A 23,205-nucleotide genomic window follows, 5' to 3' on the forward strand; every position below is an offset into this window, starting at 1 on the left:
CGAGGTTTGACGATGATTTTCACCCCTTATGGTTGGCCGGAGCCGGATGAGGCCTATGTCGCGCCGACAGCCTTCCTCGACAGCGACAGCACCGAGGTGCGCAACTTCGCGACGGTGGTGGTCGGCGCCGAAACCGATCCGGTGCAGCAGGCCGTGAAGCTGTTCTACGCGGTGCGCGACGGCTTCCGCTACGATCCGTTCTCGATCTGGCTCAGCCCGGAATCGTTCACCGCGAGCTCGGTGCTGCACAAGGGCCATGGCTTCTGCATCACCAAGGCGGTGCTGCTGGCGGCGGCGGCCCGCGCGGTCGGCATTCCCGCGGCCATCGGCCTCAGCGATGTCATCAACCATTTCACGTCGGACAAGCTGAAGGAGGCGATGGGCCATCGCGAGGTCTTCATCCATCACGGCTATGCCGTGCTCCATCTCGACGGCCAATGGTTGAAGGCCGCGCCGGCCTTCAACATCGAGCTGTGCCAGCGTTTCGGCGTGCCGCCGACCGAATTCGACGGTCGCTCCGACGCCGTGCTGCAGAAGTACGACGCCGACAACAATATCCGGATGGAATACCTGCGCGACCATGGCTTCTGGTCGGATCTGCCGTTCAATCGCGTCAAGGACGACATGGAGGGCTATTACCCCGCGGGGTTCAACTACGGCAGTGGCGGCGCCCGCGGCGACCGCTTCACCGCCGAGGCGGAGGCGAGACGTTGAGGGCTTGAGTTGACTGCTTGAAGGGAGGGCCGCGAGACAAGCTGCGGTCCCGCATGGAGGGGAGGTCGTGATGTTGAGGAAGTTGGTCTGGGTGATCGGGCTGATGCTGGCGGCGGGGGCGGCGCATGCTGCCGACCAGTCGCCGCTGCGCATCGCGGTGCTCAACGATCTGTCGAGCGTGTATTCCGACTATCAGGGCATCGGCTCGGTGATCGCCGCACAGATGGCGGTCGACGATTTCGGCGGCAAGGTCGCCGGCCGGCCGGTCGAGGTGCTGTCGGCGGATCATCAGATGAAGCCGGACGTCGGAGCTGCGATCGCGCGGCGCTGGTTCGACAACGACAATGTCCAGCTCATTCTCGACGTGCCGAACTCGTCGGTCGCGCTCGCGGTCAACGAGATCGCGCGCGAAAAGAACAAGGTGCTGATCGGTTCGGGCGCCGGGACATCGCTGCTGACCGGCGAGAAATGCACGCCCAATACCGTCCACTGGACCTACGACACCTGGGCGCTGGCGCATGGCGTCGCCAAGGCCGTGGTGCAGCAGGGCGGCAAGAAGTGGTTCTTCATCACCAGCGACTATGCCTTCGGCCACGACCTCGAAAAGCAGGCGTCGGATGTGGTCAAGGCCAATGGCGGCGAGGTGATCGGTGCCGTGCGGCATCCGCTCGGCACGTCCGACTATGCGTCGTTCGTCCTGCAGGCCCAGGCCTCGGGTGCCGACGTCATCGGGTTCGCGACGCCCGGCGGCGACCTGTCGAACCTCGTGAAGCAGGCCAACGAGTTCGGTCTCGCCAAGACGCATCGCCTGGTCGGCCTGATCTTCGCCATCAACAATGTCGAGTCGATCGGGCTCGCGAGCTCCCAGGGCGTGGTGGCGCTCAACGCCACCTACTGGGACCTCAACGATGCGACGCGCGCCTGGTCGAAGCGCTTCCAGGCGCGCCATCCCCGCAAGGTGATGCCGAACGACCAGCAGATGGGCGTCTACTCGGCAGTGCTGCACTATCTCAAGGCCGTGGAGAAGCTCGGCGGCGAAGCCAATGACGGCGCCCGGGTGGTCGCGCAGATGAAGCAGATCCCGACCGACGATCCGCTGTTCGGGCAGGGCGTGATCCGCCCCGACGGGCGCAAGATCCACCAGAACTACATCCTGCGCACCAAGCGGCCGGAGGATGTGAAGGGACAGTGGGACTATTTCGATGTCATCGCCACGGTGCCGGCCGCCGAGTCGTTCCGTCCGATGAGCGAGGGACACTGTCCGCTGGTGCAATGACCGGCACAGGTCGTTCCGGCGGGCCGACGCGCCCGCCGGCGCGGCCGCGCGACAACCGTGCTTCAGTCGAGGTCGTAGTACCGCATCAGGTCGTCGAGCGCGGCGACGAAGGCGGCGAGGTCGCCATGCACCGCGAGCTTGATCTGGCGCTCCTGCTGCTCGACCTTGACATTGACTTTCTTCTGCAATTGCCGGCCGGACGGAGTGAGGTGCAGCGTGCGCAGCCTGCGGTCGTTCTCGCTCAGCCGGCGGATCAGATAGCCGCCCTTTTCCAGCCGGTCGAGCGACAGCACCACGGCCGGCGGTTCGGCGCCGAGCAGGCGGGTGATCTCGTTCTGGTAGAGGCCGGGGTTGGCCTCGACGATGCACAGCGTCGCGAAGTCCATGATCCGCAGCTCGTGGGGCCGCAGGATGTCGTTGAGCTCGCCGATCACCGCCTGCTTGATGCGCCGGATCTTGTAGCCGACGAAGCGGTCCATCGGATTGACGAGATCGCGTCCCGCCGGGCGCGGTGCGGGCGCCGCATCCTCGCCCGCGGCAGGCTGCAGCCGGCTGGCCGGCGATTTCCGTGGGGGCACCTGATACCTCTTGCTGATCCCGGTCTGTCGAGCCGATGGCTTATCACGTCATATGATTACTTTACATAATCATTTATTTGAGTAATGAATTGACCGAGAGCAACCTGTTGATGGGGATTGGAGACACATGACATCACGCGATATCGCCATCACGGTCGACGACGCCGTCGCCTGCCTGACGCTGGACCGGCCGCACAAACGTAACGCCATCCGCGATGAGACCATCGAGGCGCTCGGCAGCTTCTTCGCCGCGCCGCCGGAAGGCGTGCGGGCGGTCGTGCTGCGAGCCGCCGGCGACAACTTCTCCGCCGGGCTCGACCTCGGCGAGCATCGCGAGCGCGATGCGGCGGAGGTGATGTATCATTCGCAGATGTGGCATCGCGTGCTGAACGCGGTGCAGTTCAGCGGGCTGCCGGTGGTGGCGGTGCTCAAGGGCGCGGTGATCGGCGGCGGACTGGAGATCGCCTCGGCCTGCCACGTGCGCGTCGCCGAGCAGACCGCCTACTATGCGCTGCCCGAGGCCGTGCGTGGCATCTATGTCGGCGGCGGCGCATCGGTGCGGGTGGCGCGGCTGATCGGCCAGGGCCGCATGATCGAGATGATGCTGACCGGGCGCATTCATGACGCGCAGATCGGCCAGCAGCTCGGCATCTCGCACTATCTGGTCGGGCCCGGCGAGGGCGAGGCGCTGGGGCTGTCGCTGGCCAAGCAGATCGCCGCCAATGCGCCGCTGTCGAACTACGCCATCCTCAATGCCATCCCCCGCATCTCGGACATGGGCGCCAACGACGGCTTCTTCGTCGAATCGCTGATGGCCGCGGTGGTGCAGACCGGCGAGGACGCGCGCCGGCGGCTCGGCGATTTCCTCGAAAAGCGCGCGGTGACGATCAAGCCGCGGCAGGCGCAGGATCTTCACGCCGAATCCTGACCGTTGCGCGGCGACGACCGGCCGCTGCCTGCGTTGCTGCAGACCCCAAAGCCCCCGCGCCACCGGCCGCGGGGGCTTTGTCGTTTCAACCGCATGGTGATCGGCGCCGGAAACGTCTCCTAAAATTAGCATTGTTTAGAAGCTAATTTGTGGTACGATTTCTCCCAACGACAAGAATATCCACGAGGAGGAAACCATGTTTCTCTACAACGCCTGGTACGTCGCGGCCTGGAGCAAGGATATCGGTTCGGCGCCGCTCGGGCGCACGCTGCTCAACGAGCCGGTGGTGCTCTATCGCACCGCGGACGGTGCGGTCGCAGCGCTCGAGGACCGCTGCTGCCATCGCGGCATGCCGCTGTCGTGCGGCGCGGTGTTCGGCAACAACATCCGCTGCGAATATCATGGCATGGTGTTCGATCCCGCCGGCGGCTGCGTCGAGATCCCGGGGCAGGCGATCATTCCGCGCAGCGCCAGGGTCCGCAGCTTTCCGGTGACCGAGTGCGACGATCTCGTCTGGATCTGGATGGGCGAGCCGAGCCTCGCGGACCCCGCGAAAATTCCGCGCTATCCCTGGCACAAGATGTGGCCCTACAAGAGCAAGACCGAGCGGATCGAGTGCAACTATCTGCTGCTGTCGGACAACCTGCTCGACCAGACCCACGGCGCCTACGTCCACAAATCGACGCTCGCCAGCAATGTCGACGCCTACGAGCGCGCCGAGATGACCATCAACTCGACGCCGGACGGCGTGAAGTTCATCCGCTGGATGCTGAACTGCGTGCCGCCGAGCATTTACCACCGCGCCGTGCCGTTCAAGGGCCGGGTCGATCGCTGGGGCGAGTTCGAGTATGTCGCGCCGTCCTGCATCATGCAGTTCACCGGCGCGCGCGATATCGGCGAGGGCGCCTATGAGAACGATGCGCGCGACGGCGGTTTCGGCCTGCGGATCTTCTATGGCATCACCCCGGAAACCGAGCATACCAGCTGGTTCATGTGGTCGACCGCCAACAGCTATCGCCAGGACGATCCGCAGGCGACGCAAGAGCTGTTCGAGGAGATCGAGCACGCCTTCAAGGAGGACGAGGACGTGCTGGTGGCGCAGTACGCCATGCTGCGCCGGCTCGGCGACCGGCCGCTGATCAACATCGCCTCGGATGGTGCGCGGGTCCAGGCGCGGCGGGCGCTCGAACGCAAGATCGCGGAAGAGCGCGGCATCCCGCGTGAAGACGTGGTGACGCTGGTCTGAGGACCGGCGTTTCGTTCGATCCTAAGTGTCAGCAGCTCAGAGTGGAGGCCTATCGTCATGATCACGTTCATGAAGGTCGCGGGTGTCTTCGTGATGTTGGGATGGCTCGTCGCGGGCGAGGCCGCGGCGGGGGATCAGCCCGGCGTCAGTGATGCGGAAATCCTGATCGGCCAGACCAATCCTTACAGTGGCCCGCTGTCGGCCTACAGCACCCAGGGGCGGGCGCAGGCCGCCTTCTACCGGATGGTCAACGACCAGGGCGGCGTCAACGGCCGCAAGATCAAGCTGCTGTCGCTCGACGATGCCTATTCGCCGCCGAAGACGGTCGAGCAGCATCGTCGTCTGGTGGAGAGCGACGAGGTGCTCGGCATCGTCGGCACCATGGGAACGCCGACCAACTCGGCGGTCGTGAAGTACCTCAACGCCAGATCCGTGCCTCACATCTTCCTGGCGAGCGGCGCCTCGAAGTGGGGGGACTATAAGAGCTACCCCTGGACCATCGGGTGGTATCCGACCTACCGCTCGGAGGGGCAGATCTACGGCAGCTACATCCGCGACAACATGCGCGATGCGAAGGTCGCCATCCTCGCCCAGAACGACGATTATGGCCGCGACTTCGTCGCCGGCTTCAAGGCCGGGCTCGGCGAGGCGGCGGACAAGCTGATCGTCAAGGAGCTGAGCTACGAAGTCTCCGAGCCGACCGTCGATTCCCAGGTCATCACGCTGAAGGCGTCGGGCGCCAACGTGCTGTTCAGCGCGTCCACCGCGAAGGCGGCGGCGCAGGCGATCAAGAAGGCGGCCGAGCTCGACTGGCATCCGACGCATTTCCTGGTGCAGAACGCCAATTCGATCGCCACCGTGCTGACGCCGGCGGGGCTCGACAACTCCGTCGGCATCATCTCTACGGCCTACCTCAAGGACCCCGTCGATCCGCAGTTCGCGGCCGATGCCGGCATGGCCTGGTACCGCGACTTCATGAAACGGTATTATCCGGAGGGCGATGTCAACGATCCGCAGAACGAGATCGCCGTGTCGATCGCCGCGACCTTCGTGCAGGTCCTCAAGCAGTGCGGCAACGACCTGACGCGGGAGAATCTGATGCGCCAGGCCAGCAACCTCAAGGACCTGGAACTGCCGCTGCTGCTGCCCGGCATCAAGCTCAACACCGGCGCGGCGGATCACTATCCGATCGAGCAGCTGCAACTGGTGAAGTTCGACGGCAAGACCTGGGGCCGCTTCGGTGCGGTGCTGAGCAGCCACTGACCGCGCTGTCCGCCGCCGCCCGGCACGGTCCGGGCGGCGCAGCCAGCGGGAGAAGGCTTGCAAATATAGCGGTTTTTGTTAGCTAGTTTTGCGAAACCCAGCCGGATCTCGCTGGTCGCTATCGCGGGTGCGGTGTATGCATCCACTGGATAACAACAGGGGAAGATGCGCCGATTCTCTTCCCGCTGATTGCTTCGTATCTCGGGAAACCAGCCGATGTCCGCCAAGAAGAGCCGATCGTCCACCCCGCGAAGCGAGGCGGAGCAGAGCCCCCTGAAGCAGAAGGCGCTGCCGTTGCCGGCCCCGGCAGGGCGACCGCGGACAGTGCCGCTGACGGTGTCGCGGCCGGAATTGCTGGTGCAGGGATCCGACCGTGCGTTCCGCAGCCTGGTGCATGGCCTGTTCGGCTTCTTTGCCCGCCACGAGGCCGTCCGCGCCGGTCATGGCGCCCGCATCGGTCTCGTCGGGATTGAATACACGGTGCTGATCTCGATCGGGCACCTGTCCGCCGAGGAGGGCCAGGTCAGCGTCAATCGTCTCGCCGAGCACCTCTATCTGAGCGGCGCCTTCGTCACGACGCTGACCAACCAGCTGCTGAAGCGCGGCCTCATCCACAAGACGCCGGATCCGAGCGACCGGCGGCGGGTGCTGCTCGAGATCTCGCAGGAAGGCTGGGCGCGCCTCGCCGAGCTCGCGCCGGTGCAACGCAAGGTCAACGACGTGCAGTTCGATTGCCTCAGCGCCGCCGAATTCCAGCAGCTGCTCAGCATGGTCAACCGCCTGATCGAGAGCAGCAACCGCGCCTTGAGCCTGCAGGCCTATTACGCCGGCGGCGGCGAGGGGGCGATGCCGACCGACGAGCGCCCGATGAAGCGCGGCAGCAAGCAGTCGCGCCGGCTCAGCGCGCAATAGTCCGCCGGCGGCGCTCTCCCCGAGGCAGATGCGTCTTGCATTAGCTTCGAAAATTAGCTAATAAAGCTTATTGATTTAGGGAGGAGCGAGACATGCATATCCGCAAGATCATCACCGTCGTCGACGAGGCGCGCTCGGAGGCGGGCATCGCGGCGGCGACGCCGCTGCGCAAGGTCGCGGCTGTCGCGATCGTCGGCAATCCGTTTGCCGGTCGCTATCAGGACGATCTGTCCAGTCTGGTCACGGCGAGCGCGGCGCTCGGCGAGGAGATCTCGACGATCGCGCGGGCGGCGCTGGGACCGTATCCGGTCGAGAGCTATGGCAAGGGCGCGGTCATCGGGCTGTCCGGAGAGCAGGAGCACGGCGTGGCGCTGCTCACCACGGTGTTCGGCAACGTCATCCGCGCCACCGCCGGCGGCGGCAAGGCGTGGGTTTCGTCGCTGACCAAGCGTGCGGCGCCGGGCGCTGCGATCGACGTGCCGCTCGCGCACAAGGATGCGCTGTACGTGCGCTCCCACTATGACGGCATCACCATCGCGCTGCCGGACGCGCCGCTGCCGGACGAGATCGCGATCATCTGCGCCTATGCCAACCGTGGCCGCCTCAACCACCGCGTCGGCGGGCTGGCGAGCCATGAGATCAAGGGCGAGGACGGCCTCGTCTGAGCACGACACATCATCGGGAGGAAACATCATGGCCATCAGCAAGAATGGTGCCGAGCACCTCGCGTCCCTGCGTGACGGGCGCGCAGTTTTCATCGACGGCGAGCGCGTCGCGGACGTCACGACGCACCACGCCTATCGCAACGCGGTGGCGTCCGCCGCGAGCCTCTACGACTTCCAGTCCGCGCCGGAGAATCTCGAGCTGATGACGTTCGCGCCGGACGGCGGCAACCGCCGCGTCAGCCGCGCCTGGCAAATTCCGCGCTCGCACGCCGAGATGGTCAACCGCCGCAAGGCGCTCACCGCCTGGGCGGAATGCAGCTACGGCTTCATGGGGCGCTCGCCGGACCACCTGGCGTCGGCACTGGTCGGCCAGCGCATGCGGCTCGACGTGTTCGAGCGCGGCGGCGCGGCGCGGGCCAAGGCATTCGCGGATTACTTCGACTATGCCAGCACCAACGACCTGTTCATGACCTACGTCATCATCAATCCGCAGGCCAATCGCTCCAAGGACTGGGGCGACCAGGACGAAGACCTGGTGGCGCGGATCGTCGACGAGGACTCGACCGGTGTCACCATCCGCGGCGCCAAGATGATGGGCACCAGCTCGATCATGGCCAACGAGATCTTCGTCGCCAACCTGCAGCCGCTCAAGGCCACGGAGGAGCCGTTGGCGTTCAGCTGCGCGCTGGAGATGAATGCGAGGGGGCTGCAGGTGCTGTCGCGCAAGTCCTACGAGGCGGCAGCCGTGTCGGTCTACGACAACCCGGTGTCGTCGCGCTATGACGAGAACGACGCGGTGATCTATTTCGACGACGTCAAGGTGCCGTGGGAGCGGATGTTCGTCCATCGCAACGTCGATCTCTGCCGCGCCCAGTTCCACGACACGCCCGGGCATGTGTTCCAGAACTATCAGTCGCAGATCCGCCTGGTGGTGAAGCTCAAATTCCTGGTCGGGCTGGCGCATCAGCTCACCGAGGCGATCGGCACGGCGGCGATGCCGCAGGTCCGCGAGCAGCTCGGACGTCTCGCCGCCGATGTCGGCATGGTCGAAGCCATGCTGCACGGCATGGAGGCGGCGGGCGAGTTCTGCGGCGAGTACTGGGTGCCGAACCGTCACCATCTCTATTCGGCGCAGGTCGTGACCCAGGACCTCTACCCCCGGATGATCAACAAGATCCGCGAACTGGCCGGCGGCGCCTTCATCATGCTGCCGTCGTCGTATCGCGACTTCGCCAACGAGACGCTGGCGCCGCTGATCCACAAGACCCAGCGCTCCGCCGCGCTCGAACCCGAGCAGAAGGTGCGCTTCCTGAAGGCGGCATGGGACGCGATCGGCTCTGAGTTCGGCTCGCGTCATACCCAGTACGAGATGTTCTACGCCGGTGCGCAGTTCGTCACCGCTGGACACAGCTACCGCACCTTCGGCTGGGACAGCGCCGCCGCGCTGGTGCGCCATCTCATGGCGAGCGTGTCGCTCGACGCCCCCCAGGGCGCCGTTCGGCAGTAACGCGGTTCACCAGGATAGGGAGGAGGCTTGTCATGCGAGTCGCGATCGTCAACATCGGCGCCATCGTCTCCGGCGACTGGCGCCATCCCCTGATCGCCGGGGATACCGTGATCTGCGAGAGCGGCCTGATCGCCGCGGTGGGGACGGCGTCCCCCGCCGCGGTCGAGGCGGCCGATGTGGTGATCGATGCCGGCGGCACCACGCTGATGCCGGGGCTGATCGATTCCCACGTCCACATCACGTTCGGCGACTATACCCCGCGCCAGCAGACCGTGGGCTATCTCGACAGCTACGTCCATGGCGGCACCACCACCGCGATCTCCGCGTCGGAAGTCCACGTTCCCGGGCGGCCGAAGGACGTCGACGGCGTCAAGGCGCTCGCGGTCGCGGCGCACAAGTGCTTCGAGACCTACCGTCCCGGCGGCATGCGGGTGCATGCCGGCTCGGTCATTCTCGAGCCTGGCCTGACGGAGGCCGACTTCGCCGACCTCAGGCGCCAGGGGGTGTGGTTGGCCAAGGCCGGCTTCGGCGCGATGAAGACCGCCTACGATTATGTGCCGCTGGTCGCCGCCGCGCGCGCGGCGGGCATGATCACCACCGTCCATACCGGCGGCTCGTCGATCCCGGGCTCGGGCGCGGTGACCGGCGATCATCTGCTGGCGATGAACCCGCACGTCTCCTTCCATGTCAATGGCGGCCCGACCGCGATGAAGGATGCGGATTTCGAGCGCCTGGTGCGCGACAGCGCCATCGCGCTGCAGCTGTGCACCGCCGGCAACTTGCGCACCGCGCTGCTGACCGCATCGCTCGCCATGAGCCATGACGCGTTCGACCGGCTGCTGATCGCCACCGATACGCCCACCGGCAGCGGCATCATGCCGCTCGGCATGCTCTACACCATCTCGCATCTGGCGAGCCTCGGCCGGGTGGCGCCGGAGCTCGCCATCGCCGCCGCGACCGGCAACAACGCGCAGGTCTACGGCCTCAATGCCGGCCGCATCGCGGTCGGCCGCGACGCCGACCTCGTGCTGATCGACGCGCCGGACGGCGGCTCGCAGGCGACCGCGCTCGCCGCCATCGCCAACGGCGACATCGCCGCGATCGGGGCGGTGGTGACGGCCGGCGAGCCGCGCTTCGTCGGCCGCAGCCGCAACAGTCCGGCGACGACGCGCAGCGTCAAGGTCGCGCACTGCCGTGTGCCGATGTCGTACGGCGCAGCGCGACACTGACTTCAAGGCGACCTTCGGAGGATGCGATGACCACGATCGAGCAGGACACCGGTTTTACGGCCCGCGCGTTCCGCGATGCGCTCGGTCTGTTCGCCTCCGGCGTCGTGGTGGTGACCAGCACGACGCCGGAGGGCGAGCGGCTCGGCATGACCGTGTCCTCGTTCAATTCGGTGTCGCTGGAGCCGCCGCTGGTGCTGTTCAGTGTCGGCCGCGGCGCCCATGCCTTCGCTGCGTGGCAGGCAGCGGAGACTTTCGCCATCAACGTGCTGGCCGAGGAGCAGAGCACGATCTCAACTCGCTTTGCCCGCGCGCTGACCGACAAATGGGCGGGCTTCAGGGCCGGGCAGGATGTCAACGGTTGCCCGGTTCTGCCGGGAACGCTGGTGCTGCTGAGCTGCACGACCCATGCGCGCCACGACGGCGGCGATCACCTCATCATCGTCGGCCGGGTCGATGCGCTGCGCCAGGTCGGCCGCCATGCCGCGCGCCCGCTGGTGTTCTTTGGCGGGCAGTACCGCCGCCTCGATGCCGACCATGCCATCGAGGCGCCGTTCGACGCGCGGGACTGGAGCCACGGCTGGTAGTCGACGGCTGGTCATTCGGTTTCGGCGATGGTCGACGAAACTGACGCTCTGGGGGGTGCTTTGCGCGAACCAAACGCGAAGGCGACCAGCGGGATGGCGCCGTAGGCGACGCTGGCAAGCAGCACGACACGGAAGAGCGTGTCGAGGTCGCTGCCCGCCTGGGCCGTGAGGCACCAGCCGCCGCCGGCCGCCACGATCAGGCGGACGAAACCGGCGATCACCGGCCAGCCGACCTTGCCCGCTCCCTGGCCGGCGAAATAAAGCAGCAGGCCGACACCGATGAAGCCATAGAACGGCGCGACGGTCCGCAGGTACAGGCTGCCGGTCGCCAGCACGTCGGCCTCCGCCGTAAACAGCCCGAGCCACACGCGCGGAAACAGGGCCGCGGCAAGCCCGACCGTCTCGGTCAGCGCGGCGGCGACCGCGGCGGATATCCAGACGATGCGTTCGGCCCTTTTGATCTCGCCGGCGCCGATATTGGTGCCGACCATCGTCAGGGCCGCCGAGCCAAGGCCGAAGATCGCCGGAATCAGGAGATAGTCGAGACGCGACGCGATGCCGTAGCCGGCAAGGGCGGGGATGCCGAACAGGCCGACGATGCCCGTGACCAGCATCACCGTCAGGTTCGACTGAACCGTTCCGATCGCCGCAAGTCCGCCGGTTCGCAGGATGTCCGCGAACAGCCGCCATGCGAGTTGGCGACCTGCCAGGGACAGCCGCACGGTGCTGCGGCCGGAGCGCAGGTACGCGACCAATACCACCAGCGCCAGAGCATAGTAGACGACGACGGCAACGCCCGCGCCGGCAACGCCGAGGCCTCCGATGGGACCCACGCCGAAGATCAGAACGGGCGACAGGGGCAGCACGACAAACACGCTGCCGAGCGTGACCGCGGCCGGAACGACGACGTTGCCGGTGCCGCGCAGGACGGCCGCGAGCAGGCTGACGGCCCATACCAGGCACGCGCCGCCAAAGACGACATGGCCATAGGTCAGCGCCGCCGCCAGGGCATCGCCGGTTCCGCCGAGCGTGCGGTAGAGAAGGCGCCCGGCCAGCAACTCGAGGGCCGAGAACGCAGCGCCAAACCCGACGGCAATGACCAGCGCATGCAGCACGAGCGCATCGGCGTCCGCCTTGCGCCCGGCGCCGATCGCACGGGCGACGGCCGAGGCGACGCCGCCGCCGATGCCGCCGTTCGACATGGTCTGCATCAGCATCAGAACCGGCAGGACGAGGGTGGTGCCGGCAAGCGCATCGGTGCCGAGGAAGCTGACGAAGCAGGTTTCGGCGACGCCGACCATCGCCTGCACCAGAAGAACGATGATCGTCGGCAGCGCGAGCTTGATCAGCAGCGGCAGGATCGGCGCCCGCAGCATCATCTGCCGGCGATCCGCCATCCCGGAGAGTTCGTCGCCGGTCTTTTTCGCAACGTCGGCTGCCGGCAATGCCAGCGTGTTCTGTGGCTGCTGCATGCGCTCCTCCTTTGACGGATCCCGGCGGCGTTCGCCGGTGTTCAGGCAAGGACGTGTGGTGGAGCGCGTGGCGGACAGTTTTCTGAGGATCTGATGTCGGCTTCAGGGATCGACCGGGCGGCCGGGCCGATCCGCCGGCCGGTCGAGTGCGCCGATCCAGATGTCCTCGTCATGCGCCAGCGACGGTCCGTCCTGACGATGACAGGCCGCAATCCGTGCCTGCAGGTATTCGCGCTCCATCGGATTGCGCGCCAGCGACGCGGCCTTGCGGTGGTGCTCGCGCGCCTCCGCGTCATGGCCGCACCGGCGTTCGAGTTCGCCGAGCGCCGCCCAATAGAACGGATAGGACGCCATTCGATCGCGCTGCGCGATGGCGCTGATTTCCTCCAGGCCGCGCGCCGCGCCCTCATGCTCGGCGATCGCAATCGCCCGGTTCAGCGCGACGACTGCCGACGGCTTGATGACGAGCAGCGCGTCGTAGAGCGCAATGATGTCCTTCCAGTTGGTGTCTTCGGCCCGCGGCGCCAGCACATGGAAGGAGGCGATCGCCGCCTCGAGATGATATTCGGACGTCTCCAGGCCACGGGCGGACAGTTCGAGCAGCATCATGCCTTCCCGGATCAGCTCCGCGTCCCAGCGCGACCGGTCCTGATCGGCGAGTGCGATCAGCCTGCCGGTTGCGTCGACGCGCGTCGGCAGGCGCGCGGCATGCAGGCACATCAGGGAGGACAGCGCGTAGCTCACCGGCGTGGCACCGCTGCCGTGCTGCAGCAGGATGGCGGTCAAGCGCATGGCCTCCCGGCACAGTTCTGCGCGAACGGCCGTCTGGGCGCAGGCGCCGTGATATCCTTCGTTGAACAGAAGGTAGAGGGCGCGGTGAACCGCCGGCAGGCGGTCCGCGAAATCGGCGGGCGCTGCCGTATCGAACAGCTTCTTGGAGCCTCGCAGCACGTGTTTGGCCCGTGCGATCCGCTTCTCGACCGCCGAGCGTCCTTCGACGAATGCGCCGGCGATTTCCTCCACGGTGAAACCGCACAGGATATTCAGAATCAGGGCGACCTGGGCCTGCTGCGACAGCCGCGGGTGGCAGCAGGAAAACATCATCCGCAGCTGGCTGTCCTGGATGGCGTCGGCGGCGAAGAATTCGTTGACGACGGGAGCAACCGTCCACTCGCTTTCCAGCAGGCGGCCGAGTTCGGGGGCAAAGCGCTGGGCCGTTCGTTGTCGCCGCAAGACGTCCAGCGCGCAGTTCTTCGCTGTCGCAATCAGCCAGGCCCTTGGATCGTCGGGCATGCCCTTGGCGTTCCAGACGTCCAGGGCGCGGCAGAAGGCGTCCTGGATGACGTCTTCCACCAAAGGCAGGTTATGGACGCCGAAGATGCGCACGAGCACAGCGCGCGTCGGCCCCGCTTCGCGCCGGAAAATCTCGTCGCTCGATCGCATCTTCAGAGAATTCGCACCGGGCGGACCTCCACGGCGCCTCCCAGTTCGAGAAGGGGGCACCCCGAGGCGACCTCGACAGCATGGGTCAGGTCGCGCGCCTCGATCACCGTATAGCCGTTGACGATATCCTTGGATTCGACATACGGGCCGTCGTGGATGCTCTTGTCCTTGCCTCTGATCACCTTGCCTGCCGGCTGGAGCGGCGCGCCCGGGTGCTTGATGTATCCCTTCTCGCCGAGCTGTTTGAACCAGGCCAGCCATTTCTGCGAATAGACCTGCATCTGGTCTGGAGACTGGTCGAAAACCGATGCGTTGCGGAACAGCAGGGTAAATTCGCTCATGGACTCTCCTCCCGGGTTGAACTTCAACCCCATAGACGTCCGGACGACGGCCCGCCGGACATCTTTTTCCGCCGGGCGGACCTGTCCGGGGGCGTTAGCGGGCAAAGTCGAGCGCCCCTATCCTACAAGAAAAATGTCCGCCGGGGTCCATGTCATACGTCGAGGGGGATCATAGCAGGAGCAGGGTTGGCGAAGATGAACAAGCCGCAGAGTCCCGAAAGTCTGGCCGAACGAATCCGGTCGATCCTGCCGGTCGGGCATGCGTCCGAAAAACGGATGTTCGGCGGCATTACCTTCCTGGTGAACGGCAACATGCTGTGTTGCGCCTTCGCGGAAGGCCTCATGCTCCGGGTTGGAAAAGACGCGGAGGCTGCTGCCCTGACCCGGCCCTTTGTCCGCCCCTTGAGCAAAACCCGGAAGATGGGGGGCTTTGTCTTCATCGCGCAGGCGGGGCTTGCCCGTCGCCCGGCGCTGTCGCGGTGGATCGGCCAGGCGCGCGCCTACGTGGATCCGCTTCCGCCCAAGGCCGCGGGACACCGATGAATTGCTGCGACGTTGTGTCAAAGGACGGAGCGGCAGGTCGCCTGGGCGACAGCCGTCGCGGCGCTCAAGGGGCTGGCGGCACCGTCGGCGGCCGGCGCCAGGGCGTCAGCCCTTGGCGGCCGCAGCCTTCGCCCGTTCCTTGCGCAGCGGTGCCGTCTTGCCGGTCAGGCCGACGCTCGCGAGCTGGACGATGCGCTCGATGATGTCGTCGACGTCGTCGAGATCACAGAGGTCGCCGGACAGCTTGCGCAGCCGCTCGCTGTCGGTGGTGGTCTGGCGGATCATCGCCAGCGCGAAATGCAGTCCCCAGTAGATGTCGACATCGCTGCGCTCGGGCAGGGCGCGCTGCAGCGCTTCGGCGAAGCGCCGCAGGTGGGTAATGTCGCGCTCGACGATCTTGCGGATCGGCGGCACGGTCTCGACCGCGGCCCGTGTCATGAAGCGCGCCGCAGCCGAGCGCTGGCGGTCCGCCCCCAGGCACCATCGGATCGGCGGGCCGGCGAGGGCGCGCACGATCGCCTCGACGTCGGCGCGGCCGCCGCCGGCGGCTTCCGCCTCCTTCAGCGCGGCGAAACGCTCGCGGTTGAGCGCGGTGGCGCGGCTGAGGAACAGTTCCGCCAGCAGTTCGTCCTTCGAGCCGAAATGATAGTTCACCGCCGCGAGGTTGACGCCGGCAGCGGCGACGATGTCGCGCAGGCTGACCTCGCCGAAGCTGCGCTCGGCGTAGAGCTGTTCGGCGGCGGTGAGGATGGCGGTCTTGGTTTCGTCGGTCGACATCGGCGAGCCATGTTCGGCCGGCAGGGATGCGTTGCCGGTGGACGCTGCAGGTCCGCGATTGCAATTCAAACTATTGTATGAAACTATCGTTTCAGAGCGCGGGATGTCAATGCGGCCCTGCCGGGTTGTCATCTTGCTGTTGAAACTGCTGGATTTTCCGTTTCGCGGGAGACGATCAAGGCTCTTGCGGGCGGCGGACGGCAGGCAGAGACTGCGCCGAAACACGTTTCAAAAACGAACAGCGAGGATCGCCAGATGGACTTTTCAATGTCGGATCGCCAGCGCGAATGGCTCGATCGCGTCACCACCTTCATGAACAAGCATGTCCGTCCGGCCGAGAAGATCTACAAGGAGCAGGACGCCGCCGGCGAGCGCTGGAAGGTGATCCCGGTCCTCGAGGAATTGAAGAAGAAGGCGAAGGCCGAGGGCCTGTGGAACATGTTCATGCCGCCGTCGTCGCATGAAGATGACGAATTCCGCGGCGCGGGCTTGTCTAACCTCGAATACGCGCTGCTGTCCGAGCAGATGGGCCACATCTACTGGGCGTCGGAAGTGTTCAACTGTTCGGCGCCGGATACCGGCAACATGGAAGTGCTGATGCGCTACGGCTCCAAGGAGCAGAAGCGCCAGTGGCTGCGTCCGCTGATGGACGGCGAGATTCGCTCCGCCTTCCTGATGACCGAGCCGGCGGTGGCGTCGTCCGACGCCACGAACATCGAGACCCGCATCGAGCGTGACGGCGATCACTACGTCATCAACGGCCGCAAGTGGTGGTCGTCCGGCGTCGGCGATCCCCGCTGCAAGATCGCGATCCTGATGGGCAAGACCGACTTCAACGCGCCCAAGCATCAGCAACAGTCGCAGATCCTGGTGCCGCTCGACAGCAAGGGCATCACGGTCGAGAAGATGCTGCCGGTGTTCGGCTTCGACGACGCGCCGCACGGCCACGCCCAGGTGCTGCTGGAGAACGTCCGCGTGCCGGTGTCGAACCTGCTGCTCGGCGAGGGCCGCGGCTTCGAGATCGCGCAGGGCCGCCTTGGTCCGGGCCGCATCCATCACTGCATGCGCACCATCGGCAAGGCCGAGGAAGCGCTGGAGAAGATGGTCCGCCGCCTGTCGTCGCGCACCGCCTTCGGCAAGAAGATCATCGAGCAGTCGGTGTGGGAGCAGCGCATCGGCGAAGCCCGCACCAACATCGAGATGACGCGCCTGTTGTGCCTCAAGGCCGCCGACATGATGGACAAGGTCGGCAACAAGACCGCCCAGCTCGAGATCGCGATGATCAAGGTCGCGGCGCCGAACATGGCGCTCAAGATCATCGACGACGCCATCCAGGCGTATGGCGGCGGCGGCGTGTCCGACGAGGCGGGTCTCGCCAAGGACTATGCGGGCATTCGCACACTGCGGCTTGCGGACGGCCCGGACGAGGTGCACAACCGTGCGATCGCCCGGCTCGAGATGCGCAAGTACGCCAACGAGCCGGCCAAGCACTAACGGGCATCGAGCGGAGAGCCGGCATGGGTCTTGGCGTGAGGGAAGACGCGGATTTCTCCGGCACCAAGCCGGTCGAGGAGCGCCATCGCATCGACGAGGCGAGCCTCGACCGCTGGATGGCCTCGCATGTCGAGGGCTATGCCGGGCCGCTGACGGTGTCGCAGTTCAAGGGCGGGCAGTCCAACCCGACCTACCGGCTCGATACCCCGGGCCGGGCCTATGTCATGCGGCGCAAGCCGTTCGGCAAGCTGCTGCCGTCGGCGCATGCGGTGGACCGCGAGTTCCGCGTCATCGATGCACTGTACCGCCAGGGCTTTCCGGTGGCGCGCGCCTATGCGCTGTGCATGGACGACGCCGTGATCGGCGCGGCCTTCTACATCATGTCGATGGAGGAAGGCCGCGTCTTCTGGAACCCGACCTTGCCGAACCTGCCGCCGGCGGAACGCCGCGCGGTGTTCACCAGCAAGGTCGAGACGCTGGCGCTGCTCCACCAGTATGATCCGCAGGCCATCGGCCTCGGTGATTTCGGCAAGCCGGGCAATTACTTCGCCCGGCAGGTCGAACGCTGGACCAAGCAGTACCGGGCGTCGGAGACCGACGTCATCCCGGAGATGGATCGCCTCATCGAGTGGCTGCCGCGCACCGTGCCGCAGCAGGACCGGGTGTCGGTGGTGCACGGCGACTATCGCCTCGACAACATGATCTTCCACGCCACCGAGCCCAAGGTGAAGGCGGTGCTGGACTGGGAGCTGTCGACGCTCGGCGATCCGCTCGCGGACTTCACTTACCTGCTGATGCAGTGGGTGATGCCGGGTCTCGAGGGCGCCGACTTCAAGGCGCTCAACATCCCGACCATGGAGGAGGCGGAGGCGATCTACTGCAACGCCACCGGCCGCAGCAGCATCCCCGACCTCAACTGGTACTTCGCCTACAACCTGTTCCGCCTCGCGGGCATCGTGCAGGGCATCGCCGCGCGCATCCGCGACGGCACTGCCGCCAACGCGCGGGCGGCTGAATCGGCGGCGCGCCGCATTCCGCTGGCGCAGGCATCCTGGGCCTACGCCCGGAAGGCCGGGGCCTGATCCCATCGCGACGGGCGCGCTCGGCACTCGCCGGGCGTGCCGATGCCACGGGCGGCGGCCGGAACCGCGGTTGCGCCGTGCTTTCGATCGACATGACAGAAGGAAACGCATCATGGGGCGTCTCGACGGCAAGTCCATCGTGATCACCGGCGCGGGCAGCGGCATCGGCCGCGCGGCGTCGCTGTTGTTTTGCAAGGAGGGTGCGCGGCTCATCGCCGTGGACCGCAGTGAGGGTGTCAAGGACACGGTCGAACTGGTTCGCAAGGCTGGCGGCACCGCGGAAGCGGTGCAGGCCGATGCCGGTTCGGAAACAGATGTCCAGGCCTTCATCGCCAAGGCGATCGCGACCTATGGCAAGCTCGACGGCATCTGGGCCAACGCCGGCATCAGCGGCGGTCTCGTGCCGCTCGCCGACCAGACGCCGGAGCACTGGCAGGAGATCTTGCGGATCAACCTGATCGGCCCGTTCCTGGCGGTGAAGCACTCGATCCCGCATCTCACCAAGCAGGGCCACGGCGCCATCGTCTGCACCGCGTCCGTCGCCGGCCTCAAGTCCGGCGCCAGCGGCCATCCCTATGCCGCCAGCAAGGCCGGCGTCATCAGCCTGGTGCAGACCACGGCCTATTCGCTGTCGGGCACCAACGTGCGCATCAATGCGGTGTGCCCGGGCCTGATCGAGACCGGCATGACCAAGCCGATCTTCGACAACGCCAAGGAGCGCGGCACCGAGGGCAAGATCGGCCAGCTCAACCCGCTGAAGCGGGCCGGGCAGCCGCACGAGCTCGCGGCGATGGGCCTGTTCCTGATCAGCGACGAGGCGTCCTACGTCAACGGCCAGGCGTTCCCGGTCGATGGCGGTCTCACCGCGTCGATGCCCTACACCGGCAAGCCGATCTGAGCGGAGCGATCATGTCCGCTTCGCGTCCGCGCACCACCGGCGGCATCCCGCCGAAGCCCGACGGTTTGTCGCTGACGCGCTGGTGGTGGGTGCGCCACGCGCCGGTGCGCGAGGACGAGGGGCTGATCTACGGCCAAAAGGATCTCAACTGCGACTGCAGCGACACCGTGGTGTTCAACGCGGTCGCGCGCATCCTGCCGCGGGACGCGGTGTGGTACGCCAGCAACCTCAAACGCACCCATCAGACCGCGGCGGCGATCTGGGCCGCGGGCTTTCCCGCGCCTGCCACCATGGTGCATGAGCGCGCCTTCGCCGAGCAGGATCTCGGCGAATGGCAGGGCCGCAACCGTGCCGCGTTCTTTGCCAGCCGCCCGGCGGCGATCGCCAGCTACTGGTTCGCGCCGGCGGAGGAGCGGGCGCCCGGCGGCGAGAGCTTCGCCGACCTGTCCGCACGGGTGTGTGCGGCGATCGATCGCCTCAATGTCATCCATCGCGGCCGCGACATCGTGGTGTCGTCCCATGGCGGACCGATCAAGGCGGCCATCGCCCATGCTCTCGGCCTGCCGGCCAGCGGCGGCTTCGCGTTCACCATCGACAACTGCTCGGTAACCCGGCTCGATCATCTGCATGGCGCCGATCACTCCGGCTGGCGCGTGCCGATGATCAACCAGCAGCCATGGATCGCCGATCCATCCCATGCCGCCATGCATCAGCCGGCGGGACCCGAGGCGGCTTCGCCGGGCAAGATCGGCTAGCGCAGGCACAGACAACACAACATCAGGGAGAGAACGATGACGCTGTTCGACATGACCGGAAAAGTGGCGGTGATCACCGGCTCGACCCGCGGCATCGGCCGCGCCGTCGCCGAGCGCATGGTCGAGCATGGCGCTCAGGTCGTGATCTCGTCACGCAAGCAGGACGTTTGCGACGCGGTCGCCAAGGAGATCAACGATCGCTTCGGCAAGGGCAAGGCCATTGCCATCGCCGCCAACATCTCCAGCAAGGAGAACCTGCAGAACCTCGTCGACGAGAGCAACCGCGCCTTCGGCCGGATCGACGTGCTGGTGTGCAACGCCGCGTCGAATCCGTATTACGGGCCGCTGGCCGGCATCTCCGACGACCAGTTCCGCAAGATCCTCGACAACAACATCGTGTCGAACAACTGGCTGATCAGCATGGTCGTGCCGCAGATGATCGCGCGCAAGGATGGTTCTGTGATTATTGTGTCATCGATCGGCGGCCTCAAGGGCTCGACCATCCTCGGCGCCTACGCCATCTCCAAGGCCGCCGACATGCAGCTCGCACGCAATCTCGCCTGCGAGTACGGCCCGCACAACGTGCGGGTGAACTGCATCGCGCCGGGCCTGATCAAGACCGATTTCGCCAAGGCGTTGTGGGACAATCCGGACAACCTCAAGGCCTCGACGGCACGCTCGCCGCTGCTGCGCATCGGCATCCCCGACGAGATCGCGGGCGCCGCCGTGTTCCTCGGCTCCGCCGCCGGCAACTTCATGACCGGCCAGACCATGGTCATCGACGGCGGCGCGACCATCAGCTGATCGCGCGGTTGCGGCCTCGCGCCGCGGTGCTTTGAACCTTCCTGCGACGCGCTCCGACAACCGGACGTGCGCGGATCGTGCCCGGCCGCCGGCCGGGCGAACGATGCCGCGCCTGCGCGCGGAGGAAGGTATGGCTCTCGACGTCCAACCGATCACGGGCTCGCTGGCGCGCGTCGCCGCACGCCTTTGCAACTTCCACACCGGGCATGCGAGCCTGCTGCCCGCGCACCTCGACTGGCTCGACAACACCGTGGCGCCGCTGGTTCGCGCGGCGTCGACGCCGTGGGTCAACATCATCGGCTACGCCAGTCACCTGGGCGACGCCTCCTTCAATCAGAAGCTGTCGTTCCAGCGCTGCGAGGCGGTGCGCCAGCGGGTGAAGACCTACAATCCCCGCGTCGCGTTTCCGCTCGAGCAAGGCCGGGGCGAAACCGAGAGCACCGGCGGCGTCAACGACAATTCCGGCTACTGGCGCGCCGTCGACGTGTTCGTGTTCGACTTCAAGCCTCCGAAGCCGCCGACGCCGAAACCCAACTACGACCGCAAGGTGCGGCTGCACTTCCGCTCGACCGCGATGCCGGTTGTGCCCGAACTGACGGCGCTGGAGAACGCGCAGAAGGTCTATGACGGCTGCCGCGTGCTGCTGGAATTCGCCTCGGGCCTCAGCATGGGCGCGAACGCCGTCGACCTACTGATGCTGGACGCGTCGGACGCCACCTGCAATTGGGACGACGCATCGGACCAGCAGAAGCTGCTCGATCTGCTCGGCGGGCGGCAGGGCGTCGGCCCGACCGATGTCGTCGTCTATTATGTCAACCAGCTCAAGGAAAAAGCCGGCAACAAGCTCAATGGCTGCGCCGGTCATCGGCCGGGGCGGGCGGCGGTTGCGGTGGCCGCCGGCGGATCACCCTGGACGCTCGCCCATGAGCTCGGCCATGTGCTGCTGGGGCCGAGCTTTCGCCCGGTCCATCATCCCGACAAGATCAACATCATGTTCGCGCCGACCACCGGCATCACGGCGCCGGTCCCGGCGTTCACCCCCGAACAGGTCACCCGCCTGCGCGCGAGCTCGTTCTGCGTCGCCGTCTAGCGGCGTGGATCCGACATTCGCTTGCGGAGGGCCACAGGACACCCCGGCAGGGCTGCCGGGGTGGGCGGCAAACGCTCACTCCAGCGTCGCGTACACCAGGCTGCGGATCAGCGTGCGGAAGTACTCGCGCTGGCCGGGGCCCTGCGACAGGAAGACCGCGAACAGCTCTTCCGCAGGGTCGATCCAGAAGAACGTGCCGGCCATGCCGCTCCAGAAGAACTGGCCGACCGAACCCGCGAACGGCGCGAGGCCCTGCTGGGTGCGTACCGCGAAGCCGAGGCCGAACGAGTGGCCGGCGGGAATCAGCATGGATTCGACCTTGACGTCGGCGGCCAGATGGTCCGCGGCCATGAATTGCAGGGTCTTGCGCGCGATGATCGACTGGCCGTCCAGCGTGCCGCCGTTGAGCAGCATCTGGCAGAAGCGGGCGTAGTCCATCGCGGTGGAGACGAGGCCGCCGCCCCCCGATTCCATCGCCGGGATTTCGAGCGGGTCGAACAGCGCGACCTTGTCGCCGGTCCAGGGATCGGTGGCAAAGGGCTGGGCAAGGCGGCCGGCATTCGCGGCAGCTGTGGAAAACGCGGTTTCCGTCATCTGCAGCGGGGCGAGGATGCGCTGGGACAGGAATGTACCGAGCGTCTGTTCGGCCACCACTTCGATGACCCGGCCCAGGATGTCGGTCGAGCGGCTGTAATTCCACTCCGTGCCGGGCTGGCAGACCAGCGGCAGCTCGGCGATCAGGCGGGCATGCTCTGCATTGCTGATGTTGCGGGCGAAGGCGCGGACCTTGCGGTACATCTGCTGCACGAGGCCGTTGCCGGTGATCTCGTAGGTGATGCCGGAGGTGTGGCGCAACAGGTCCTGAATGGTGATCGAGCGCACCCGGGGCACGAGTTCCAGCCGGCCGTCCTTTTCGATGCCGACCTGCTGGGCGGCGAACTCCGGGATGAACTTCTCCAGCGGATCGGTCAGCAGCAGCTGGCCGTCCTCCAGCAACTGGCCGATACCGATCGAGACCAGCGGCTTGGTCATTGAGAAGATGCGGAACAGGCTGTCGCGGGCCATCGCGGTGCCGCTGCCGGGGGCCTGGCGGCCCTGGGCCTCGAACCAGCCGATCTGGCCGCGCCGGGCAATCAGCGTCACCACCCCGGGGGTGGTTCCCCGGTCGATCTCGCGCTGGAGGGCATCGTGCATGCGCTGCAACCGGGCGGGGGAGAGGCCCACAGCCGCGGGGCTGGCGAAGGGGAGTGGCGGGGTTTGCGGTCCGGCGGCGGGCTTCAGGGCGGTTTGAGGCATGCGGGGTCCTTGCTCGGCGTCATTTTGTTGTTTTTGCGCCCCGCCGGGCGGGGCCTTGGCCACCCTGGCCCATAACTTCGCCCTTGAACAGCCGCGTTTTCCGCAGTAACCAGCCGCGGATTTGTAGCCGCGCAGCCGCGCCGGCTGGTGAGGGTGGACGAAGAATGGCCAAAGAGAAGTTTGAGCGTAATAAGCCGCACTGCAACATCGGGACCATCGGTCACGTTGACCATGGCAAGACGTCGCTGACTGCGGCGATCACGAAGGTGTTGGCGGAGACTGGCGGCGCGACGTTCACGGCGTACGAC

At 66.5% G+C, this 23,205-nt stretch carries 24 protein-coding genes; 18 read left to right on the forward strand and 6 right to left on the reverse strand.

Annotated elements, in window-relative coordinates; translation table 11 throughout:
- Positions 1 to 12: 12 nt before the first annotated feature.
- Complete coding sequence (locus AB4Z37_RS21595; RefSeq protein WP_441518793.1) at positions 13 to 714, forward strand: transglutaminase domain-containing protein; 702 nt, start codon at positions 13 to 15, stop codon at positions 712 to 714.
- Positions 715 to 784: 70 nt separating this feature from the next.
- Positions 785 to 1,990: an ABC transporter substrate-binding protein gene (locus AB4Z37_RS21600; protein WP_441518794.1), complete on the forward strand. Its 1,206-nt coding sequence runs from the start codon at positions 785 to 787 to the stop codon at positions 1,988 to 1,990.
- 62 nt (positions 1,991 to 2,052) lie between these two features.
- Here AB4Z37_RS21600 and AB4Z37_RS21605 read toward each other — a convergent pair whose 3' ends face one another.
- Entirely contained in the window at positions 2,053 to 2,568 is a 516-nt protein-coding gene (locus AB4Z37_RS21605) for a MarR family winged helix-turn-helix transcriptional regulator (RefSeq protein WP_441518795.1), read from the reverse strand.
- Positions 2,569 to 2,695: 127 nt separating this feature from the next.
- Between AB4Z37_RS21605 and AB4Z37_RS21610 the strand changes: the two genes are divergently transcribed.
- The 8 genes from AB4Z37_RS21610 (at position 2,696) to AB4Z37_RS21645 (ending at position 10,902) form a co-directional block, all read left to right on the forward strand.
- Positions 2,696 to 3,496 (forward strand): crotonase/enoyl-CoA hydratase family protein, encoded by an 801-nt coding sequence (locus tag AB4Z37_RS21610; protein ID WP_441518796.1) that lies wholly within the window; start codon positions 2,696 to 2,698, stop codon positions 3,494 to 3,496.
- A 196-nt stretch (positions 3,497 to 3,692) separates the two neighbouring features.
- Entirely contained in the window at positions 3,693 to 4,742 is a 1,050-nt protein-coding gene (locus tag AB4Z37_RS21615; RefSeq protein WP_441518797.1) for an aromatic ring-hydroxylating dioxygenase subunit alpha, read from the forward strand.
- A gap of 57 nt (positions 4,743 to 4,799) precedes the next feature.
- Positions 4,800 to 6,005 (forward strand): ABC transporter substrate-binding protein, encoded by a 1,206-nt coding sequence (locus AB4Z37_RS21620; protein WP_441518798.1) that lies wholly within the window; start codon positions 4,800 to 4,802, stop codon positions 6,003 to 6,005.
- Between the two features lie 216 nt (positions 6,006 to 6,221).
- Entirely contained in the window at positions 6,222 to 6,917 is a 696-nt protein-coding gene (locus AB4Z37_RS21625) for a MarR family winged helix-turn-helix transcriptional regulator (RefSeq protein WP_441518799.1), read from the forward strand.
- Positions 6,918 to 7,009: 92 nt separating this feature from the next.
- Positions 7,010 to 7,582, forward strand: a complete 573-nt coding sequence (locus tag AB4Z37_RS21630; protein ID WP_441518800.1) for an amino acid synthesis family protein — start codon at positions 7,010 to 7,012, stop codon at positions 7,580 to 7,582.
- 28 nt (positions 7,583 to 7,610) lie between these two features.
- Positions 7,611 to 9,089 carry a 4-hydroxyphenylacetate 3-hydroxylase family protein gene (locus tag AB4Z37_RS21635; protein WP_441518801.1) on the forward strand — a complete coding sequence of 493 codons (1,479 nt, stop codon included), beginning with the start codon at positions 7,611 to 7,613 and terminating at the stop codon, positions 9,087 to 9,089.
- Positions 9,090 to 9,121: 32 nt separating this feature from the next.
- Positions 9,122 to 10,318 (forward strand): amidohydrolase family protein, encoded by a 1,197-nt coding sequence (locus AB4Z37_RS21640; RefSeq protein ID WP_441518802.1) that lies wholly within the window; start codon positions 9,122 to 9,124, stop codon positions 10,316 to 10,318.
- A 26-nt stretch (positions 10,319 to 10,344) separates the two neighbouring features.
- Positions 10,345 to 10,902 (forward strand): flavin reductase family protein, encoded by a 558-nt coding sequence (locus AB4Z37_RS21645; RefSeq protein ID WP_211964578.1) that lies wholly within the window; start codon positions 10,345 to 10,347, stop codon positions 10,900 to 10,902.
- A gap of 11 nt (positions 10,903 to 10,913) precedes the next feature.
- Here the strand turns inward: AB4Z37_RS21645 and AB4Z37_RS21650 are convergent, their stop codons facing one another.
- The 3 genes from AB4Z37_RS21650 to AB4Z37_RS21660 form a co-directional block, all read right to left on the reverse strand.
- Positions 10,914 to 12,374, reverse strand: a complete 1,461-nt coding sequence (locus AB4Z37_RS21650) for an MATE family efflux transporter (RefSeq protein ID WP_441518803.1) — start codon at positions 12,372 to 12,374, stop codon at positions 10,914 to 10,916.
- Between the two features lie 102 nt (positions 12,375 to 12,476).
- The gene (locus AB4Z37_RS21655) at positions 12,477 to 13,817 is read right to left on the reverse strand and encodes an RNA polymerase sigma factor (protein WP_441518804.1); all 1,341 of its coding nucleotides are present in this window, start codon (positions 13,815 to 13,817) and stop codon (positions 12,477 to 12,479) included.
- A 2-nt stretch (positions 13,818 to 13,819) separates the two neighbouring features.
- Positions 13,820 to 14,158 (reverse strand): YciI family protein, encoded by a 339-nt coding sequence (locus AB4Z37_RS21660; RefSeq protein ID WP_441518805.1) that lies wholly within the window; start codon positions 14,156 to 14,158, stop codon positions 13,820 to 13,822.
- A 195-nt stretch (positions 14,159 to 14,353) separates the two neighbouring features.
- On the opposite strand from AB4Z37_RS21660, the gene AB4Z37_RS21665 reads away from it, so the two are divergent.
- The gene (locus tag AB4Z37_RS21665; protein WP_249122989.1) at positions 14,354 to 14,701 is read left to right on the forward strand and encodes a TfoX/Sxy family protein; all 348 of its coding nucleotides are present in this window, start codon (positions 14,354 to 14,356) and stop codon (positions 14,699 to 14,701) included.
- Positions 14,702 to 14,806: 105 nt separating this feature from the next.
- Here the strand turns inward: AB4Z37_RS21665 and AB4Z37_RS21670 are convergent, their stop codons facing one another.
- The gene (locus AB4Z37_RS21670) at positions 14,807 to 15,478 is read right to left on the reverse strand and encodes a TetR/AcrR family transcriptional regulator (RefSeq protein ID WP_441518806.1); all 672 of its coding nucleotides are present in this window, start codon (positions 15,476 to 15,478) and stop codon (positions 14,807 to 14,809) included.
- A 255-nt stretch (positions 15,479 to 15,733) separates the two neighbouring features.
- On the opposite strand from AB4Z37_RS21670, the gene AB4Z37_RS21675 reads away from it, so the two are divergent.
- The 6 genes from AB4Z37_RS21675 to AB4Z37_RS21700 all read left to right on the forward strand — a co-directional run bounded on the left by AB4Z37_RS21675 (position 15,734) and on the right by AB4Z37_RS21700 (position 21,601).
- Positions 15,734 to 16,972 carry an acyl-CoA dehydrogenase family protein gene (locus AB4Z37_RS21675; RefSeq protein WP_211964597.1) on the forward strand — a complete coding sequence of 413 codons (1,239 nt, stop codon included), beginning with the start codon at positions 15,734 to 15,736 and terminating at the stop codon, positions 16,970 to 16,972.
- Between the two features lie 23 nt (positions 16,973 to 16,995).
- Entirely contained in the window at positions 16,996 to 18,054 is a 1,059-nt protein-coding gene (locus tag AB4Z37_RS21680) for a phosphotransferase family protein (RefSeq protein WP_441518807.1), read from the forward strand.
- 112 nt (positions 18,055 to 18,166) lie between these two features.
- Positions 18,167 to 18,952: an SDR family NAD(P)-dependent oxidoreductase gene (locus AB4Z37_RS21685; protein ID WP_441518808.1), complete on the forward strand. Its 786-nt coding sequence runs from the start codon at positions 18,167 to 18,169 to the stop codon at positions 18,950 to 18,952.
- Positions 18,953 to 18,963: 11 nt separating this feature from the next.
- Complete coding sequence (locus AB4Z37_RS21690) at positions 18,964 to 19,707, forward strand: histidine phosphatase family protein (RefSeq protein ID WP_441518809.1); 744 nt, start codon at positions 18,964 to 18,966, stop codon at positions 19,705 to 19,707.
- Between the two features lie 36 nt (positions 19,708 to 19,743).
- Complete coding sequence (locus AB4Z37_RS21695; protein ID WP_441518810.1) at positions 19,744 to 20,511, forward strand: SDR family NAD(P)-dependent oxidoreductase; 768 nt, start codon at positions 19,744 to 19,746, stop codon at positions 20,509 to 20,511.
- Between the two features lie 130 nt (positions 20,512 to 20,641).
- Positions 20,642 to 21,601: a hypothetical protein gene (locus AB4Z37_RS21700; RefSeq protein WP_441518811.1), complete on the forward strand. Its 960-nt coding sequence runs from the start codon at positions 20,642 to 20,644 to the stop codon at positions 21,599 to 21,601.
- 75 nt (positions 21,602 to 21,676) lie between these two features.
- On the opposite strand, the gene AB4Z37_RS21705 is transcribed toward AB4Z37_RS21700, so the two are convergent.
- Entirely contained in the window at positions 21,677 to 22,897 is a 1,221-nt protein-coding gene (locus AB4Z37_RS21705) for a serine hydrolase domain-containing protein (RefSeq protein ID WP_441518825.1), read from the reverse strand.
- A gap of 164 nt (positions 22,898 to 23,061) precedes the next feature.
- Here AB4Z37_RS21705 and AB4Z37_RS21710 point away from each other — a divergent pair.
- Positions 23,062 to 23,205: GTP-binding protein (locus tag AB4Z37_RS21710; RefSeq protein ID WP_441518826.1), on the forward strand; the 144-nt coding region annotated here is incomplete at its 3' end.

This window comes from Bradyrhizobium sp. 2TAF24 (assembly GCF_052115025.1).
Taxonomy (GTDB): domain Bacteria; phylum Pseudomonadota; class Alphaproteobacteria; order Rhizobiales; family Xanthobacteraceae; genus Bradyrhizobium_A.